Annotated in this window: 15 protein-coding genes; all 15 read right to left on the bottom strand. The window is 47.0% G+C overall.

Features of this window, described 5'->3' with window-relative positions; genetic code table 11:
* Positions 1–40 precede the first annotated feature (40 nt).
* Positions 41–1,984, bottom strand: a complete 1,944-nt coding sequence (locus AM231_RS04165) for a stage V sporulation protein D (RefSeq protein WP_054401443.1) — start codon at positions 1,982–1,984, stop codon at positions 41–43.
* Positions 1,985–2,070: 86 nt separating this feature from the next.
* Positions 2,071–4,356 carry a penicillin-binding transpeptidase domain-containing protein gene (locus tag AM231_RS04160; protein ID WP_054401442.1) on the bottom strand — a complete coding sequence of 762 codons (2,286 nt, stop codon included), beginning with the start codon at positions 4,354–4,356 and terminating at the stop codon, positions 2,071–2,073.
* A gap of 18 nt (positions 4,357–4,374) precedes the next feature.
* Positions 4,375–4,788: a cell division protein FtsL gene (locus tag AM231_RS04155; RefSeq protein ID WP_054401441.1), complete on the bottom strand. Its 414-nt coding sequence runs from the start codon at positions 4,786–4,788 to the stop codon at positions 4,375–4,377.
* A 33-nt stretch (positions 4,789–4,821) separates the two neighbouring features.
* Positions 4,822–5,775 carry a 16S rRNA (cytosine(1402)-N(4))-methyltransferase RsmH gene (gene rsmH, locus AM231_RS04150; RefSeq protein WP_054401440.1) on the bottom strand — a complete coding sequence of 318 codons (954 nt, stop codon included), beginning with the start codon at positions 5,773–5,775 and terminating at the stop codon, positions 4,822–4,824.
* Between the two features lie 81 nt (positions 5,776–5,856).
* Positions 5,857–6,294, bottom strand: a complete 438-nt coding sequence (gene mraZ / locus AM231_RS04145) for a division/cell wall cluster transcriptional repressor MraZ (RefSeq protein ID WP_053489102.1) — start codon at positions 6,292–6,294, stop codon at positions 5,857–5,859.
* A 208-nt stretch (positions 6,295–6,502) separates the two neighbouring features.
* Positions 6,503–7,771 (bottom strand): adenosylhomocysteinase, encoded by a 1,269-nt coding sequence (locus AM231_RS04140; RefSeq protein ID WP_054401439.1) that lies wholly within the window; start codon positions 7,769–7,771, stop codon positions 6,503–6,505.
* A gap of 40 nt (positions 7,772–7,811) precedes the next feature.
* On the bottom strand, positions 7,812–9,443 hold the full coding sequence (gene bshC / locus AM231_RS04135; protein WP_054401438.1) for a bacillithiol biosynthesis cysteine-adding enzyme BshC: 1,632 nt from the start codon (positions 9,441–9,443) through the stop codon (positions 7,812–7,814).
* Between the two features lie 184 nt (positions 9,444–9,627).
* Positions 9,628–10,566: an ABC transporter ATP-binding protein gene (locus AM231_RS04130; RefSeq protein WP_054401437.1), complete on the bottom strand. Its 939-nt coding sequence runs from the start codon at positions 10,564–10,566 to the stop codon at positions 9,628–9,630.
* Positions 10,563–11,558 (bottom strand): ABC transporter ATP-binding protein, encoded by a 996-nt coding sequence (locus tag AM231_RS04125; protein ID WP_053489106.1) that lies wholly within the window; start codon positions 11,556–11,558, stop codon positions 10,563–10,565. Before AM231_RS04125 ends, AM231_RS04130 begins: the two co-directional genes overlap by 4 nt.
* 13 nt (positions 11,559–11,571) lie before the next feature.
* Positions 11,572–12,522 carry an ABC transporter permease gene (locus AM231_RS04120; RefSeq protein ID WP_054401436.1) on the bottom strand — a complete coding sequence of 317 codons (951 nt, stop codon included), beginning with the start codon at positions 12,520–12,522 and terminating at the stop codon, positions 11,572–11,574.
* Between the two features lie 2 nt (positions 12,523–12,524).
* A complete protein-coding gene (locus AM231_RS04115) occupies positions 12,525–13,457 on the bottom strand; it encodes an ABC transporter permease (RefSeq protein WP_053489108.1) in 933 nt (310 codons plus the stop codon).
* A 208-nt stretch (positions 13,458–13,665) separates the two neighbouring features.
* Positions 13,666–15,330 carry a peptide ABC transporter substrate-binding protein gene (locus AM231_RS04110; protein ID WP_054401435.1) on the bottom strand — a complete coding sequence of 555 codons (1,665 nt, stop codon included), beginning with the start codon at positions 15,328–15,330 and terminating at the stop codon, positions 13,666–13,668.
* 149 nt (positions 15,331–15,479) lie between these two features.
* Positions 15,480–15,866, bottom strand: coding sequence for a DUF3397 domain-containing protein (locus AM231_RS04105; RefSeq protein WP_053489110.1), 387 nt, complete (start codon positions 15,864–15,866; stop codon positions 15,480–15,482).
* A gap of 12 nt (positions 15,867–15,878) precedes the next feature.
* On the bottom strand, positions 15,879–16,826 hold the full coding sequence (locus AM231_RS04100; RefSeq protein ID WP_054401434.1) for a ketopantoate reductase family protein: 948 nt from the start codon (positions 16,824–16,826) through the stop codon (positions 15,879–15,881).
* A gap of 150 nt (positions 16,827–16,976) precedes the next feature.
* Complete coding sequence (locus tag AM231_RS04095; protein ID WP_053489112.1) at positions 16,977–17,621, bottom strand: RsfA family transcriptional regulator; 645 nt, start codon at positions 17,619–17,621, stop codon at positions 16,977–16,979.
* Positions 17,622–17,644: the final 23 nt, after the last annotated feature.

Raw genomic sequence — 17,644 nt, 5'->3', positions numbered from 1 at the left:
TCTATATATCAGCATCATCTTCATAACTCGGACGATGCCCTTAATGTTCATGTTTGGATTCCTCCGGATCTTGGCCCATATAAATTCGAATGGTAGAACCGCGCTCCACCCGGCTTCCCGGCTTAGGTGCCTGAGAAATGACCGTATTTCCAGTTCCGGACTTCGCCAGCATAAAATTCATATTAAGATCCTCATATAAATCTTGCACGGTTGCTCCAACCAGATCAGGAACGGTCACGGTCGGCGTCTCGCCATATTTGTATTCGCGGGCGAGCTGATCCTTACGAGGAGGAACATTCATATAATGCAGCGCATCCTCCAGGATGTTTTGTACGATCGGTGCTGCAACGACTCCCCCGAACTGAATGCCCTTGGGATTGTCTACAGCCGTGTAAACTACAATCTGTGGATCATCTGCGGGCGCGAATCCAATGAAGGATACGATATGCTCGGTTGAGGAGTATCTGCCATTAATAACCTTTTGGGCAGTTCCCGTCTTCCCGCCAACCCGATAACCATCGATAAAAGCCGGACGTCCAGTACCCTTAGCTACAACACTTTCCAGTGCCTCACGGACTTGCTTGGACGTCTCCTCCGAGATTACTTGTCTTATAAGTTCAGGCTTGATCTCCTCGACTTTCTCACCTGTTTCGGGATTGATCCATGCCTTGGCCACATGCGGCTTGAACAATTTACCACCATTGATTGCTGCCGAGACGGCGGCCACCTGTTGGATCGGCGTAACCGATACCCCTTGTCCAAATGCCGTCGTAGCCAGCTCAACAGGGCCGACTTTATCAAGTTTGAATAGAATACCGTTCGCTTCCCCATTCAAATCGATGCCTGTCTTCGTCCCGAAGCCAAAATCACGAATATATTGGAACAGACTTTCTTTACCCAATTTCTGCCCGAGCGCTACGAAACCAGGATTACAGGAGTTCTGTACAACCTCCATGAAGGTTTGGCTGCCATGGCCGCCTCTTTTCCAGCAGCGTAATCTCGCTCCACCGACCTCTACCGCCCCACCATCAAAGAAATGGTCGTTCTTCAAATCCACCTTGTCCTCTTCGAGTGCAGCCGCAAGCGTAATGATCTTGAAAGTCGAGCCCGGTTCATAGGTCATCCAGATCGGCAGGTTGCGATTGTATGTCTCCGCCGAGTATTCCTGATAACGGGCCGGTGAGTATGTAGGCCTGCTGGCCATCGCCAAAATCTCGCCAGTCTTGGGATTCATGGCGATCGACCAGGCTCCATTCGCCTGATACTTCACCATAGCCTGATCAAGCTCTCTTTCCATAATGGACTGAATGGACTTATCAATCGTTAACTCCAGGTTGAGTCCATCCCGGGGCTCAACATATTTCTCGGAGGAGCCTGGCATAATTCTTCCGCCTGCATCAGACAGGTAAGATACCCCGCCTTCGAAGCCTTTCAGCTTATCGTCGTGCATGGCTTCTAGTCCGGTCAGTCCCTGACTATAGGCTCCCGTAAAACCGAAGATATGGGCAGCCAGTTCGCCATAAGGATAATAACGCTTATTATCCTCAGCAACAACGATACCCGGCAGCTTCAAATCACGAATTTCCTGAGCTAGCTCCATCGTAATTTTTCGTCCACCGGGATTTATCCGCTCCAACCTTGAACGTTTCGCAATGATCTTTTGGATGTCGGCTTTATCCATGCCGATAAATCCTGCCAATGTCTCGGCAGTATGATCCGGATCTTTAATCTGTACAGGAATCGCCCAAATGGTTGGTGTTGTTATATTCGTAACCAGAGCGGTTCCGTTACGGTCTAATATTTCACCGCGCTGTGCGGCAAAAGGAATATCGCGCCGCCATAAATCCTCCGCCTTTGCGGATAATTCCGCGCCTTTCCCGATCTGAACATAACCCAGCCTGATGATCAATGCGGAGAATAGCAAGAGCAGCAGCAGCAGGCTCCAGAGTAATCTTCTCCGCTGCGATACTTTGGATACTTTCACCTCAGCGTCCCTCCCTGTTTGAACCCGTAAGCTCATGAAATGCGTTCTTCACATGAGTATTCGGGACAAACGTGGGTTAGAACAAGCTATTCTCCTTTGCCCTCACCTGCTGCCTCAGCGTCTACGCCTTCTTCAGAGGATGGATCGTCAGCAGAAGCGCCTTTATCTTCGTCTTCTGAAGCAGCCCCATCATCGGTACTGCTACCAGTGATCAACTCCTCGGCTGATTTCAACGTTAAATGCACGGTTCGCTGGCCATTCTTGCTGGTCTCCAATTGCTCGGTAACATAGCCTTCGCCTTGCACTGTCACTTTCACCTTCATTAAGGTGAGTACTTCCATGGCATCCCTTAGGGATTCGCCCTCCAAATGTGGTATTCCCATCGACGCATTATCCTCGGTAAGCAGATAGATGTTCTGACCGGCACTCATTGCCGCTCCAGCTGGAGGATACTGCTGCTTAACCGTGCTGCCGCTTCCCAGCGTTTCGAAGGTCATTCCCTCATTAAGCAGCTTGGTCTTCACTTCGCTGACTTTCATGCCCTTCAAATCAGGCGAGATGCGGGCATTATCCGAGCTTGTCGCTGCTTTGGAGGACTTGTCTGACTGCTGAGTCGCATTCGCTTTTGGGACGCCCCAATAATTCAGCGTCTTGGATACAATCTCTTTAAATATTGGCGCTGCCAACTTACCGCCACCGATTTCCTCATTCGGCTCATCAATAATGACCAATACGGCAATTTTCGGATCATTTACTGGAGCATAACCGATAAATGAAGCCAATTGTTTGGATCGATCCGAATAACCGCCAGTAAATTTAATAGCTGTTCCCGTTTTCCCTGCAACTCTGTAGCCATCAATATATGCGTATCTCCCTGTACCTTCTACTTGGTCAGCTACGACTTGTTCCAGATATAATCCGGTCTCTTTGGCGGCTTCGGGTGAGATAATCTGCCGAATAACTTCCGGTTCAATCTTCTTGGACTCTCCTGTGTTAGGATCCACGATTTCCTTCACCATATGCGGTTTCATCAACTTACCACCATTGGCCACTGCTGAGATAGCTGCCAGCTGCTGGATTGGCGTTACCGAAACGGCATAGCCATATGTCATCGTTGAAATATCGGAGTCATTCGTCATATTTAATACACCGAGGGTTTCGCCCGGGAGATCAATATTTGTTTTTTCTGTAAATCCAAACTCCCGAATATAATTGGTGAATCTTTCCTTACCCAGCATTTCATACCCCAATTTCACAAATGCAACGTTACTGGACTTCTTGACACCTTCCAAGTAAGTAATAGGGCCCCACCCTACACTGTTAATATCGCGGTGTGTTCTTCCGCCTGCGCGGATGGACCCGGATTGGTAAGCATCCCCCGGTTTAAACAGCTTTTCCTGCACCGCGCTGGCAAGCGTTACAATTTTAAAGGTAGACCCCGGCTCATAGATTGAACTTACGGCATGATTGGTAAAATTCTTTGGCTTCCATTTCCCATATGTATTGGGATCAAAAGTCGGCATATTGGCCATCCCCAGTATTTCCATCGTATTCGGATCAGCCGCAATTACGGTCATACTGACTGGTTTATATTTGTTATACGTATCCCGCATCGCTTCCTCGATATAATACTGGATTGTATCATCGGTCGTCAGCACTAAATTTTTCCCATTTATTGCAGGCTGGTACAAATCATCTTTGCTGGGCAGCTTGACTCCCTTCTTATCACTCTTGTAAGAAGCGAATCCATCTGTACCCTTGAGATCTTCATCGTACCTTTGCTCAATGCCTCCAATTCCATTGCCCTGTCTGTCAGTGTAGCCCAGTATGTGCGCAGCTAATGTTTCGTGGGGGTAGTAGCGTTTTTGCTCTCGCTGAAAGCCAATGCCCGAATCGGGCACCTTGCGGGCGTCCCTCAATTTTTGATTTAGGCTCTCACTGAATTTCTCGACCTCTTCCTTCTTCTCCTGGTCAATCTTCCAGCCTTCATAACGGACTTCGACGCCTTTGCGGTATTCACCCTTGCTATCCTTAGCTTCAACCATCTCCCGAAGCTTGCTCTCATCCTTGCCGAGAATCTCGTGTAATCCTTTCACGATGTCGTCCCCCATGCCGTTAGCTTGAATGACGGCTGGATTCAGAATAACCGTAAAGGCAGGGGCGTCCATCGCAAGGATATCACCGTCCCGGTCCATAATCGTCCCCCGAGAAGAAGGCAGCGGTTGAGACCGGGACCACTTTTTCAAGGCTTCTTCCTTCCAGAAATCATTATCGATCACCTGCAGCCAAAATACTCTACCAACCAATAAAGCAAAAAAGAGGGTTATACATCCCCCTATTAGCACGGTACGCAGTTTGATTTTTTTAACCATCGGTCAAAACCTCACACTTCAATCATTTTGTCCCGAGTCCGAACTCTGTGTCCCGGATGCCCCCGAGACGGGTGATAGATGGATCATATTGTTGTCCTCGATAGGCACATATCCCAACTGTTTCGCCTTCTCCAGCACCTGCATCTCTAACGTTTGCTTTTCAACCTGAAGCTGATCGATACTTCTTTTAGCTTGGAGTATCTTATTGTCCGTATCATGGATTTGCCGATTCAAGTCATAGGAATGAACATGGCTCATGCCGATAACGCCCATGACGGCTACCACAAACACCACGGACAACAAATACAGCAACTTCTCTTTTTGCGGAAGCTGGGAACGACGTTTAATGACCTTCGTCTTCTCGAGATAGGCGGACTGCTGCGTTTCCTTCTGTCTCTCCTGTACGGCTAGATTGCCGCGCGTGTAAGCCATGGCTGATTCTCCTTCTTCAGGGATTTTACGTTTCTACAATTTTTCCGCGATCCGCAGCTTCGCCGATCGTGCCCTAGGATTACTCTCAATTTCCTCTGCTGAGGGAGTAAGCGGTTTACGGTTTACCAGCTTCAGATCACCTTGGCCGCCTCCGCATACACACATTGGAAAATCAGGAGGACAAGTGCACTTAGGAATATAACTGTTAAAAATCTGCTTACATATCCGATCTTCCAACGAGTGAAAGGTAATCACCGAAACTCTGCCCCCTGGCGCCAGACATCTCACCGCTTGGTGAAGCGCGTCTTCAAATGCGCCAAGCTCATCATTAACTGCAATCCGAAATGCTTGAAAACTTCGCTTTGCCGGGTGGCCGCCCGTTCTCCGAGCTGCGGCCGGTATCCCTTCCTTAATCATTTCGACTAGCTCTCCGGTTGTCTGAATAGGACTCTGTTCCCTTTTTTCAACAATGACTTTGGCAATTCGTCTTGAAAATTTCTCTTCGCCGTATTGGTACAATATCCTAGCAATTTCCTGTTCCGGCCATTCATTTACAATCTTTGCTGCGGTCAGCTCGGCAGACTGATCCATCCGCATATCCAGCGGCGCATCATGATTGTAGCTAAAGCCTCTCTCTCCCTCATCAAATTGCGGAGAAGATACGCCCAAATCGAACAGTATACCGTCAACCTGCGGCTGCCCGTTATCGTCAACCCCGACTTCGCTTCGGAGCACCTCCTCCAAATCACGAAAATTAGTTTTGACGAGAGTTATCCGGTCTGCGTAAGGCTTCATCACTTCCCGGGCATTATTCAAAGCCCAGTCGTCCTGATCCAGTGCGATTAACCGGCCATTCGAACTTAGTTGGGAAGCTATAAGCGAACTGTGGCCCGCTCCCCCGAGCGTACAGTCAACATATATACCGTCTGGTTTGATGCGCAGCCCTTCTGTCGCCTCTTGCTTAAGCACTGTGATGTGATGAAACAAAGCTGCAGCCCTCCATTGTGTCTGATTCAAATTTTGTTTAAGTTGCTTGTTCAATTGTGATGATGTTGATCATGATTTGTGTTATAAATCAAAATCAAAGTCTACCAGTTTCTCAGCAATGTCATTGAAGGCTTCTTCTGATTGCTGATAGTAATTCTGCCATTGCTCCTTGCTCCAGATCTCCACACGGCTCGATACGCCGATCACGACGCATTCCTTCTCGAGCTTGGCGAACTCGCGCAAATTGCCCGGCAAATTTACCCTTCCCTGTTTATCCCATTCACATTCCGTCGCACCGGAGAAAAAAAACCGGGTGAATGCACGTGCATCCGACTTCATGAGAGACAGGGATTTGAGCTTCTGCTCCATGATGGCCCATTCATCTTTGGGGTATACAAAGAGGCAATTATCCAAACCACGGGTTACAACAAATGAGGTGCCCAGGAGATCACGAAATTTAGCAGGGATGATGATTCTCCCCTTATCGTCGATGCTATGCTGAAACTCCCCCATAAACATCAGGCACTCCACCCCTTAACCCCGATTCCCCACTTTGCACCACTTTCCACCACTTTAGGATAATAGATTCGGCGTGAAGAATCAAATTCCTTCTAGGTGGCAATTGTTTTTTTGGAACTTTCTCTCAGAGTGACGGCACAAAAAACCTCCTTTTCTCCCGCAAGGGGATGGAAAGGAGGTCTGAATATGATCTAAAGCTGCTGCGGGTTTAGTGTTGAGCCCAGCTGTCCAAGTACGATTTCTGCTCATCACTCAGACTGTCAATGGCGATACCTAGACTTTCCAGTTTGTATAAGGCCACCTGTTGGTCCAAATCGTATGGAACGTTCAATACACGGTTACCGATGGACTGATACTGGTCATTCACATACTTGAGCGACAAAGCCTGAAGCGCAAACGTCATATCCATAATTTCAGCCGGATGCCCGTCTCCTGCGGCGAGATTTACTAATCGGCCTTCTGCCAGCAGATAGATCTTACGGCCATCCTTCATATGATATTCCTCAATATTACGGCGAACCGTTCTGATTGACTGGGAACGTTCTGTCAGATCCGGCTTGTTGACTTCAACGTCAAAATGTCCGGCATTGGACAGAATAGCGCCATCCTTCATGACATCAAAGTCTTCGCCGCTAATAACGTCTCGGTTACCTGTAACAGTTACGAAGAAGTCCCCTAATTTAGCCGCTTCACGCATCGGCATGACATGGAAGCCGTCCATGTAAGCCTCAACCGCCTTGATTGCATCGATCTCAGTCACAATGACGTTTGCGCCGAGACCCTTGGCACGCATCGCCACGCCCTTGCCGCACCAGCCATATCCCACAACAACAACGGTCTTGCCTGCAACCACCAGGTTCGTCGTCCGATTGATGCCATCCCAAACCGATTGTCCTGTACCATATCGGTTATCAAATAAGTATTTACAATACGCATCATTCACGGCAACCATCGGAAATTTCAATGCCCCTTCTTTTTCCAAAGCCTTCAGCCGCAGAATACCTGTCGTTGTTTCTTCGGCACCGCCGCGAACTCCTTCAAGGAGATCTGTCCGCTCGGAATGCAGGATCGTTACAAGATCGCCGCCATCGTCGATGATCAGATCCGGCCGTGTCTCAAGCGTTGAAATGAGGTGCTGCTTGTATTCCTCCGGTTCCGGATTATATTTCGCAAACACGGTGATTCCGTCTTCTACCAAAGCCGCACACACATCGTCTTGTGTAGACAGCGGATTGCTTCCAGTTATGGTTACTTCAGCTCCGCCTGCTTGGATGACCTTGGCCAGATAAGCTGTCTTGGCCTCCAAATGCAAAGAAATGGCTACCTTCAAGCCTTTAAACGGCTGTTCTTTCTCGAATTGCTCACGAACCCGGTTCAACACCGGCATATGCGCCTGCACCCAATCAATTTTCAAATGACCTTCTGGTGCCAGTTTCAAATCGGTAATACTGCTGGTTTGGATTGAAGATGAGCTCATTTTACAGCCTCCTATGATCTGATGATTGTCTTCCTGATCATTATACGTAAACGACTCTGTGAATGCCCGAAGCTTCATAAGGGATCTCCATCAGGCGGTCTACCAGATTCATTCCGTAACGATTCATGTATTCCAGAATGTTGTACACCCTCTCCTGAGGTTTACCTTCTGGCAGCAATGTCTGTTCAATCCGGTTCCACTGTGCCAAGGCAGCTTTATGCTGTAGTTCTAAAGCATTACGGGATTTTGTTAATAAATAATCCATTTGTCCCAATATTTTATTTTTATTGGTCTGGCCTAATTTTAACAGTCCCATCTGCATTCTGCCAAGATCTTCTATTAAAGGCTGATATAATTCTTCAAACTGCTTTCGCGTCTGGTCGAATCTTGCCTCTAAATTCAGCTCATCCTTACTAGCAAGCCATGCCTCCCGTTTCTCCGATAAGCGATGCTGAACATCGTTGAAGGATAATCTATATCTCCCCATTAGCTTAGAAATGGTTTCGTCGACAATGGAGAATGACATCCTCGGAATGATCAGCGGCATCTGCAGACCCAGATCCGTAAAGGCGTAACGCGTAATCGCCCAATAGGAAATCTCGCCAGGGCCAAGGATCGTTCCAAGCACGGGGAGCAATGAGTCCTGCATAATCGGGCGTGTCAGCACATTGTTGCTGAAACGTTCCGGATGCTGATTTAAGTCACGAAGCAGCTCTTCGTCGGTTAATGACACAAGGCCTTTGCGGTCTGTGAACATCCGGCCTTCCCGATATAGAAGCAGGCGTCTGCCTTCATGCAAATAGAACAAGTTGGCCCCGTTCTCGGACACATCAGCTTGTACTTCATAACCTAATCCTGCAATATCCCTTGCAGCCTGATGGTACGAAAGTCCTAGTGACTCATTTCGAGTGATGAGTGATTCGAAGACAGATACTTCAAGCTCCCGAAGAGCAGGATCTGCAGAATCGAGCAGAATCAATCCATATTTGCCAAACATCCTGCTCATGAATTTAGCGAACGCTTCGCTTAAATTGGCCGATTCGTTAAACGTTTCTCGTGCAAGCTTCAGCAGATCGGCCTTGAACTCACTATCAGCCAGTTGATTCTGGAGCTCTTTCAACATCTCGCTCCAGTCTTCTTCAGCAACGTCAGTATAACTAACCGATGTCCTAAGTCCATCTTTGGCTTCAAGCTTGATTTTGGAAAGCTTCTGATCCTGACTCAGGAAGTACGTATGGTTCGCTTCATCCCAGTCATGATCTTCCCCAGCGATCCAAAAGACAGGTACGACAGCGCGGTTTAGACGTTCCTCTGCGTCTCGTGCTGCTTGAATCACCGTCATTGCTTTATAGACCACAAGCAGAGGTCCAGTGAACAAACCGCTTTGTTGCCCGCCCACCATAGTTAAAGTTCCTGGCTGCTCCAAAAGCTGGAGAGATTTATGTACAGCAGGATGATCGTTGTGTTTAGTATTGTACATTCGAAGACAGTCTGTCAGCGCTTTGCGCGAAACTCGTTTGTCTTCCGAAAGATCCAGCCATCTTGCCCGCTCGGCATAACCCTGCTCACCGCGGTAATCTTCACCGTAGAACCCGCTTACCCGCTCAAAATGATGAAGATAATCATGGGCGAGCTGCGAAGCGAGGGATAATGGTTCCGGAACGATATTCATGAGGTATGCCTCCTATTCTACGTCGCAACCAAATCAAATTGTGTGCAAATTATATCTTTCCTTATCATTTTGCCTTTCTTGATTGTACCGAATGTTGGTATTCTCCGTCAAAGGAAAAGAATAGCCGCCGGCACAAGGCCTGCGGCTATTCTTAAAGCAGCTTGCTAATTTCTACTGGGTTATCTTAAGCGTAGGCCCTGGCAACCCAGTGGCCTTTAGACACTTCCACCAATTCAGAATCCTTGACATCCAATTGAACCGTTCCATCTTCCCCTTTGGCAGCTGAAATTGGCCCTTGCATATCATTTTCCAATGTAAGGCGTTTTTTATTCGCTTCAATCTCCGGATCCGGAATTGGAATGGCGGACAGCAAGGTTTTTGTGTACGGATGAATTGGGTTTGCATACAGTTCTTCACTATCTGCCAGTTCTACCATTTTGCCCAAATACATAACAGCTACCCGGTCACTGATATGCTTGACCATGGATAGGTCATGCGCAATAAACAGATAGGTTAAGCCGAGGCGATCCTGCAGATCCTTCAATAGATTGACAACTTGTGCCTGTATCGAAACATCCAGCGCTGATATCGGCTCATCACAAATGATGAATTTCGGATTAACAGCAAGCGCACGGGCAATTCCGATCCGCTGGCGCTGACCGCCCGAGAATTCATGAGGGTAACGGGTCGCATGGTCGCTATTCAAGCCAACCATATCCAGCAGTTCCTCAATCCGCTTCTTCCGTTCGGCACGGCTACCTGCCAATCCGTGAATATCCAGCGCTTCTCCGATAATGTCCGACACCGTGAATCTTGGGTTTAACGAGGCGTATGGATCCTGGAATATCATCTGCATATCGCGGCGCATCGCTTTCATTTTGCCAGGGGACAGCTTGTAGATGTCCGTGCCATTAAAATTAACACTGCCAGCCGTAGGTTCATAGAGCCGTAGAATTGTCCGTCCAGCCGTAGATTTGCCGCAGCCGGATTCTCCTACCATACCAAGCGTTTCACCTTCACGTATATAGAAGTTCAGGTCATCAACCGCTTTAAGAATCTGTCCCTTGCCGACATTAAAATATTTCTTGAGACCTTTTACCTCAATCAAGTGGTTATCCTTCATGAGCTCTGGGCCTCCTTCGCCATCGGATGCAGATTCCAGCAACGCGCCATATGCGTGTCGCTGAATTCCGTTGCACCTGGGTCAACCCGTTCACAAATTCGCATAGCCTCGTCACAGCGAGCAGCAAATGGACAGCCAACAGGCGGTTTAATCAGATCCGGAGGAGTTCCCACGATTGGAATCAGCGGCTCATCCTTCTTCTGATCCAGGCGCGGCATGGAACGAAGCAAACCTTTGGTGTAAGGATGTTGTGGATTTTTAAAAATCTCCCATTTCGTTCCCGTTTCCACGACTTCACCTGCATACATGACGATGACGCGGTCGCACATGCCGGCAACGACACCGAGGTCATGCGTAATCAGAATGATAGAAGTGCCAAGACGCTCTTGCATTTCTTTCATGACGTCCATAATCTGTGCTTGGATCGTTACGTCGAGTGCAGTCGTTGGTTCATCCGCGATCAACAGAGTCGGCTTGCACGCAAGGGCGATGGCAATCATCGCACGCTGACGCATACCACCGGAGAACTCATGCGGATATTGATCAAAGCGTTCCTCCGCATTCTTAATTCCCACCAGCTTCAGCATTTCGATCCCATGCTTCTTGGCTTCCGAGAACGACATCCCTTGGTGCTTAATCAGCACCTCTGTGATTTGCTTGCCTATTTTAATAGTAGGATTCAACGAAGTCATCGGATCTTGGAAGATCATACCGATGTCCTTACCCCGAATCGCTTCCATTTGTTTATTTGTTTTCTTAAGAAGATCCTGTCCTTGAAAAATGACTTCTCCCTTTTTTATCACCGAGGGTGGGGACGGAATCAATCGCATAATGGTCTGGGCAGTAACACTTTTACCGCTTCCGGACTCACCGACGATGGCAACCGTCTCCCCCTTGCCGACTTCAAAATTCATGCCGCGGACGGCTTTCACTTCTCCTCCGCGCACATGAAACGATACGTTGAGGTCCTTCACCTGCAAGATCGGTTCCATACCTTCCCACCTCCTATTTTTTCAATTTCGGATCAAGCGCGTCGCGAAGTCCATCACCGAAAATGTTAAATGCCAACATCGTCAAGCTGATAAATAGAGCAGGGAATAACATCCGCCATGGATAATACATCCATCCGGACAAAGCATCATTAATCATGGAACCCCACGAAGCGACAGGCGCTTGAACTCCAAGACCAAGGAAGCTAAGAAATGCCTCGGCAAAAATCGCGCTTGGTACCGACAGAGTCAATGTAACGATAATCGGGCCCATGGCATTCGGGATTAAGTGACGGAACAACAGACGCCCTGTGCCTGCACCCATCGAACGCGACGCGAGCACGTATTCTCTGTTCTTAAGCTGCATGATCTCGCCCCTTACAATCCAGGACATGTTAATCCAGCCCGTGATGGTTAAAGCGAGTATGATGGTTCCCAAGCTCGGTTCGAATACAACCAACAGGAGAATCGTCACGAGTAAATAAGGAATAGAGTACAAAATCTCTGCAAACTTATTCATGAACTCATCAACACGGCCACCAAAATAACCCATGATGCCGCCATATATAACACCAATCATCAAGTCAATCGCAGCTGCTGCGAGACCAACGGTCAAGGAAATCCGAGCTCCCATCCAGGTGCGGACAAATACATCGCGACCCAGATCGTCGGTTCCAAACCAATGTTCTGATGAAGGCGGCATATTCGTATTCATCAAATCATTCGTTTCATAATCGTAATCAGAGATCATCGGGCCAATGATGGCCATGATGACAATAAGAATCATAATAATCAAGCCGGTCATAGCAAGCTTGTTCTTGCGCAGTCTCTCCCATGAATCTCTCCAAGAGGATAGGCTTTCGCGCTGTATAACCTCGGATTGCTTCTCGTCTGGACCAATCTTCTGAAAATCTTCAGGCGTCAAGTTTAGTGCCGCAGGATGAGGCATACGTTGTTCATTCTCCATGTCTACCTCTCCTTCCCGCCGGTCAATTTAATGCGTGGATCCACAAATACATAAACGATATCTGTGAGAAAACGAGCCAGCATCAACAAGATTCCGTAGAATATGGTGATTCCCATAATAACTGTGTAATCGCGATTTGTAATACTCTCAACAAACTGCTTACCAATGCCGCCGATACCGAAAATCTGCTCAATAACGACCGAACCTGTAATAATATTCGCTGTCATTGGGCCCACATATGTGACGACCGGAAGAATTCCGTTTCGAATGACATGGCGGAACATAATCGCAATCCAGTTAAGGCCTTTTGCCTTAGCCGTCTTGATATAATCCGCATGCAGAACTTCCAGCATGCTGGACCTCGTTAAACGAGCGATGAATGCAATCGGTTGTGCAGACAATGCCATCACAGGAAGCACATAATCTAGCGGACCTTCAAAGCCCATGACATTAAAAATATGTGCTTTTTCGGCCAATACAAATTGCAGCAATGATGCAAGTACAAAACTCGGTACCGCGATACCCAAAACCGAGATAATCATGGCGATGTTGTCAATCAGCTTGCGGTGATACAAAGCTGCAAGCATCCCCAGTAGCACACCCACGATGACGGATACCACAATCGCGATCAGCCCCAAACGGAGTGAAGGACCAAATGTGTCTACAATAATACCAGTTACGGATTCTCCCTGTTTCTTCATCGACAAACCAAAGTCACCCTGGACTATATTGCCCAAGTATTTCGTATATTGCTGAAACACCGGTTTATCCAAATCATACTGTTCCATCAGCCTCGCCAAAATTTCAGGCGATGGCTTTTTCTCTCCCATAAACGGATCACCCGGTATGGCTTTCATAAGAAAAAAAGTGGCTGAGATCAGTATGAACAACGATACAAGCATATAAAAAAACTTATTCGCCACATACCTCAGCATTTCGCTAGCCTCCTGATCAGTTGTTCTAAGCCAAGCCCGTCCATTTTATTGTATTATTTTCAGGACGGACCTGGCATCCCTTAACTTTCACCAATGGACACAAGATTTGGAAACCTTGCGCTCATATAAAAAATCGGGATATATATGAGGTTGAAACACCCCACATATATATCCCGAAACGCAATCCTGTAAAATATTTTACAAAGGACTACTCGATATAGGCACGTGTAAAATCAAGATCACCTTTATAATCCAGATGAAGATTCTTCACCCATGGCTTAACCAGGGAGACACTGGAGTAGTAGTAGATCGGCATTACAACCTGGTTGTCTTCCACGAGAATCTTCTCAGCTTGAGACATGTACTTCATACGTTTAGCGTTATCGCTAGTTGCATAAGCATCTTTCACAAGTTTGTCATATTCTTCGCTCTTGAAGCCGGTATCGTTGTTTCCGCTCTTGGATGTCCACATGTCAATATAAGTCATCGGGTCGTTATAATCCGCGCCCCAACCGGAACGTGCAATCTGGAAGTTCAAATCCGAACGGTTCTTAAGGAACACGCCCCACTCTTGGTTTTGAACTTTTACCGGAACGCCGAGGTTATTCTTCCACATATCTGCAATTGCCAGCGCAATTTTCTTGTGATTATCATCGGAGTTGTGGATCAAAGTCACTTCAGGCAATGTGGTGTAGCCTTTTTCCTTCATACCTTGCTCAAGCAATTTCTTAGCTTCTTCAAGATTCGCTTGGAAATAAGTGTCCGGCACCTCTTTGCGGTACTCATCAGACTCACCTTTGATACCCGGAGGCACAAATCCGAATGCCGGAATTTGTCCGCCCTGTGTGATTTTCTCTACGATGGCCTTACGGTCAATCGCCATGGCGAACGCTTTGCGGATGTTCACATTGTCAAATGGTTCTTGCGTTGTGTTGAAGATATAGAAATAAGTTGATGAAATGCCTTTGATCATCAGTTCATCGCCAAGTTCCTTTTTGATCGCATTCAGCTGATCTGTCGGAATGTTGCCTGTTGGATGACCTGCATAATCCAATTCGTCATTGCGGTAGCTCGAAAGCTCAGTAGCAGAGCTGTTTACAATACTCATTTGAACTTTTTCAAGTTTGATGGAGTCCTTGTCCCAGTACTGGTCGTTCTTCACTAGCTCAATCTTTTGACCTTTTGTCATTTGTGAAACTTTGAACGGACCATTGCTGATCAAAGTATCTGGTTTGGTAGCCCAGGAAGCATTACCTTCAACGGAGCTATGAACCGGATAGTAGGTTTGGAATGACATCAAGCTAAGGAAGTACGGTGTTGGATTTTCCAGTGTAACTTCCAGCGTATAATCATCGGTTGCTTTGATACCCACTTCATTAGCATCCTTGATCTCACCAAGGTTGTACGCTTCAGCATTCTTGATGTAATACAGCTGATAAGTATACGGAGATGCTGGAGTGAAGTTTGGATCAAGTACGCGTTTCCACGCGAATTCAAAATCTTTAGCCGTTACCGGATCGCCATTGCTCCACTTGGCATCCTTGCGAAGCGTGAAGATATATTTCAATCCATCTTCAGAAATATCCCATTTTTCGGCAACACCTGGCTTTTCAGTACCGTCTTCACCTTTACGAACCAGTCCTTCAAACACAGCATTGATGACCGTATTCGAATTATTGTCCTGAGACAATCCTGGATCCAACGTTGGAGGGTCGGAAGCAAGGTTTAGACGAAAGACTTGTTCTTTCGGCTTGTTACCGGCTTCACCATTGTTGGCACTTTGATCATTCTTGTCAGCTCCGCACGCGGCCAACACTGAACTGAAGGCAAGAATCAGCGTCATGAGAAGCATTAATTTCTTTTGTTTCTTCATCTTGCGGTATCCCCCTCATAGATTTTAGGTATATGCTTAGCAATTATACAACCAGTGGTCAAAAAAATCCAGAAATCAGCAAATTGAAAAATCTGCCTGACCCAATGATCAAACAGATTTATCAATAAATTCTAACTATTATATTGTTCTTACATCATCTTAATTATGTAGGAGACCATACCAAAAAATGTTAAAACTATGTAACCGAGAGCCATGGAAACGAAGCCTAGCCGCCAGACGGCTCGCACCAGCCGTTTTCCATTAACCTTACCTTTCCAGCGGTTCTGTGCGCTTCCGATCAATCCTGCTGCGATGAGCAGCATAAGCAGGATGAGGTAAAAGCCGAATTTGTTTTGGAATGTATTATTAAACAAGGCAGAAACCGAAAACAGCAGGAAAAAAGTGGTAACATCCATAGCCAGCTCCATCGCTTGTTTTCGATTTTTATTTCTATACAGAACAACGAAGTATACGATTAAAAACGGAATAGGCGGAAAAAGACTTAATGTGTGAAATATCCCCTGTAAAAACCCCATGTTATGACCTCCCTAGATTTTCATCCCCCTGATTAATTGCTCGATAAGTTCATGTGTCGGTACGGATACGCCAAATTTATGCCCCATAAGGGCTATACTGCCGTTAATCCAAGCTACCTCCGTCGTCCTATTCTCCAAAACATCCTTCAGCATGGAGGACGTGTTACCTGAAGTTGACCGACAGACTTGTATTATTGCTTCCCATAGATTGCTGCCATAGGGTATGCTTCCCGCTTCGTATGCGGCAATCCCTTCATCATATAATTGCTTCATCAAATCTACCCGTTCCGGGGATAATAACAGCTCTCCGTTCGTTATTCTCCATAAGGCAGTCAAAGGATTAATAACTGCATTCATCAGCAGTTTGCGGTAGATGATCTCCTTCATTTCTTTCGACAAAAAAGCTTCAAGTCCTGCTCTGTTCAGCCCTTTAACTAGCTCGATTTCGGCATCCTCCTGCAAGGAATTATCATCAGGGATCATTTTGCCGATTGTCGTCGTTCCATGGCCCGCATGCAGCACAGAAACATCACTCGTACGTCTGGCTCCTTCCGTGGTGATCGCTGCATAGAGGGACCAATTGGGCAGCAATTCATGAAGGCGTTCTAAATGGCCTGTACCGTTCTGAAAGCATATTAGTCTGTGATGATCTTGGCCGAGAGGTGCCAACATCTCCGCAGCCACTCTTTCAATCCCTTGTTGCTTAATCATTAAGAATATATAATCGGCTTCAGCTGCGGCACTAGACCCAGCAAAGGAAGCCCACGAGCTCACCGAGAAGCCTTCAGAATTAAGCTGCATTCGCTGCTCATCCATGCCCTCGATGGTGATACCGCAACTTCGGAGTTTATCCGCTTGCTCCTCGCTGCGGCACCATAAGGTGACACAGCTGCCTGAATCAGCAAGTTTACCTGCATATAATAATCCCAAAGAGCCCGCTCCAATGATATGTATGTTCATGTAGATCCTCCAATTTACTATGACTGTAATCCATCAACATGGAATACTAGTCCTAGTATATATCAGAATAATCTCTTATACGCACAAATAACCCGCCAAAGCGCATGAAATGCACTAATGCGGGTTACGGCGAAAGCAAAGGAATCTTTTTTACTCGATACGTTCCAGATTACCGTTTGCATCCATTTTGAAACGAGTCTTAAGCTCCTCGTCCTCTTCGTTTAAAAAAGCCAGTCTTCGCGCACGATCCATTATTTGAATCAGTGCCTTATAATCATCATTGACCACATGATAATCCGTTTTCACTTCGCTTACTTCCTTCAACAAACGCTGATTCTCGCTGCGAAGCCTCGATAGTTCATCCTCTTTCTCACGCAGGTTCTTCTCAAGCAATTTATACTGTCGTGAGCTTTCTTGCAATCCGCCTTTCCACTGGCGCAGAAAACGAATAACCGCATCAATGGACAGTGTCTCTTCACTTACGCCATCATTCTTGTAAACTTCTTGCTCCATTTCAGGAGCAGCCAAGCCGGCAACCTGCGGTAGCGCAGGCTGTTTTTTATAATAACTTCTTTTTTGACGCTGAGATTTCGCCAGGCTGATAGCATCCTCATACTTCTTGCGAACACAGCTGTTCCAACGAAATCCGCAAGCTGCCGATGTCCGACCAATTCTTTCTCCGACTTCTTCAAAAGCGGCCAATTGGGTACTGCCCTCACGAATATGGCGTAAGGTCACTTCAGCCAATATCAAGTCGTCTTCTGCACTCCATGCATCCTGTCTCACTGCTGACATACCATAAAACCCTCCTAACGACA

The organism is Paenibacillus solani (assembly GCF_001277345.1).
In the GTDB taxonomy this organism is placed as follows: Bacteria; Bacillota; Bacilli; order Paenibacillales; family Paenibacillaceae; genus Paenibacillus_AQ; species Paenibacillus_AQ solani.
Note: the sequence above shows the minus strand (reverse complement) of the source record. Positions and strands in the feature narration are given on the sequence as shown.

Excerpts from the sequence above, each read along its gene's own strand:
- AM231_RS04160 (WP_054401442.1), bottom strand. The coding sequence starts at position 4,356 with ATGGTTAAAAAAATCAAACTGCGTACCGTGCTAATAGGGGGATGTATA.
- AM231_RS04155 (WP_054401441.1), bottom strand. The coding sequence starts at position 4,788 with ATGGCTTACACGCGCGGCAATCTAGCCGTACAGGAGAGACAGAAGGAA.
- mraZ (WP_053489102.1), bottom strand. The coding sequence starts at position 6,294 with ATGTTTATGGGGGAGTTTCAGCATAGCATCGACGATAAGGGGAGAATC.
- AM231_RS04140 (WP_054401439.1), bottom strand. The coding sequence starts at position 7,771 with ATGAGCTCATCTTCAATCCAAACCAGCAGTATTACCGATTTGAAACTG.
- bshC (WP_054401438.1), bottom strand. The coding sequence starts at position 9,443 with ATGAATATCGTTCCGGAACCATTATCCCTCGCTTCGCAGCTCGCCCAT.
- AM231_RS04130 (WP_054401437.1), bottom strand. The coding sequence starts at position 10,566 with ATGAAGGATAACCACTTGATTGAGGTAAAAGGTCTCAAGAAATATTTT.
- AM231_RS04125 (WP_053489106.1), bottom strand. The coding sequence starts at position 11,558 with ATGGAACCGATCTTGCAGGTGAAGGACCTCAACGTATCGTTTCATGTG.
- AM231_RS04120 (WP_054401436.1), bottom strand. The coding sequence starts at position 12,522 with ATGGAGAATGAACAACGTATGCCTCATCCTGCGGCACTAAACTTGACG.
- AM231_RS04115 (WP_053489108.1), bottom strand. The coding sequence starts at position 13,457 with ATGCTGAGGTATGTGGCGAATAAGTTTTTTTATATGCTTGTATCGTTG.
- AM231_RS04110 (WP_054401435.1), bottom strand. The coding sequence starts at position 15,330 with ATGAAGAAACAAAAGAAATTAATGCTTCTCATGACGCTGATTCTTGCC.
- AM231_RS04105 (WP_053489110.1), bottom strand. The coding sequence starts at position 15,866 with ATGGGGTTTTTACAGGGGATATTTCACACATTAAGTCTTTTTCCGCCT.
- AM231_RS04100 (WP_054401434.1), bottom strand. The coding sequence starts at position 16,826 with ATGAACATACATATCATTGGAGCGGGCTCTTTGGGATTATTATATGCA.
- AM231_RS04095 (WP_053489112.1), bottom strand. The coding sequence starts at position 17,621 with ATGTCAGCAGTGAGACAGGATGCATGGAGTGCAGAAGACGACTTGATA.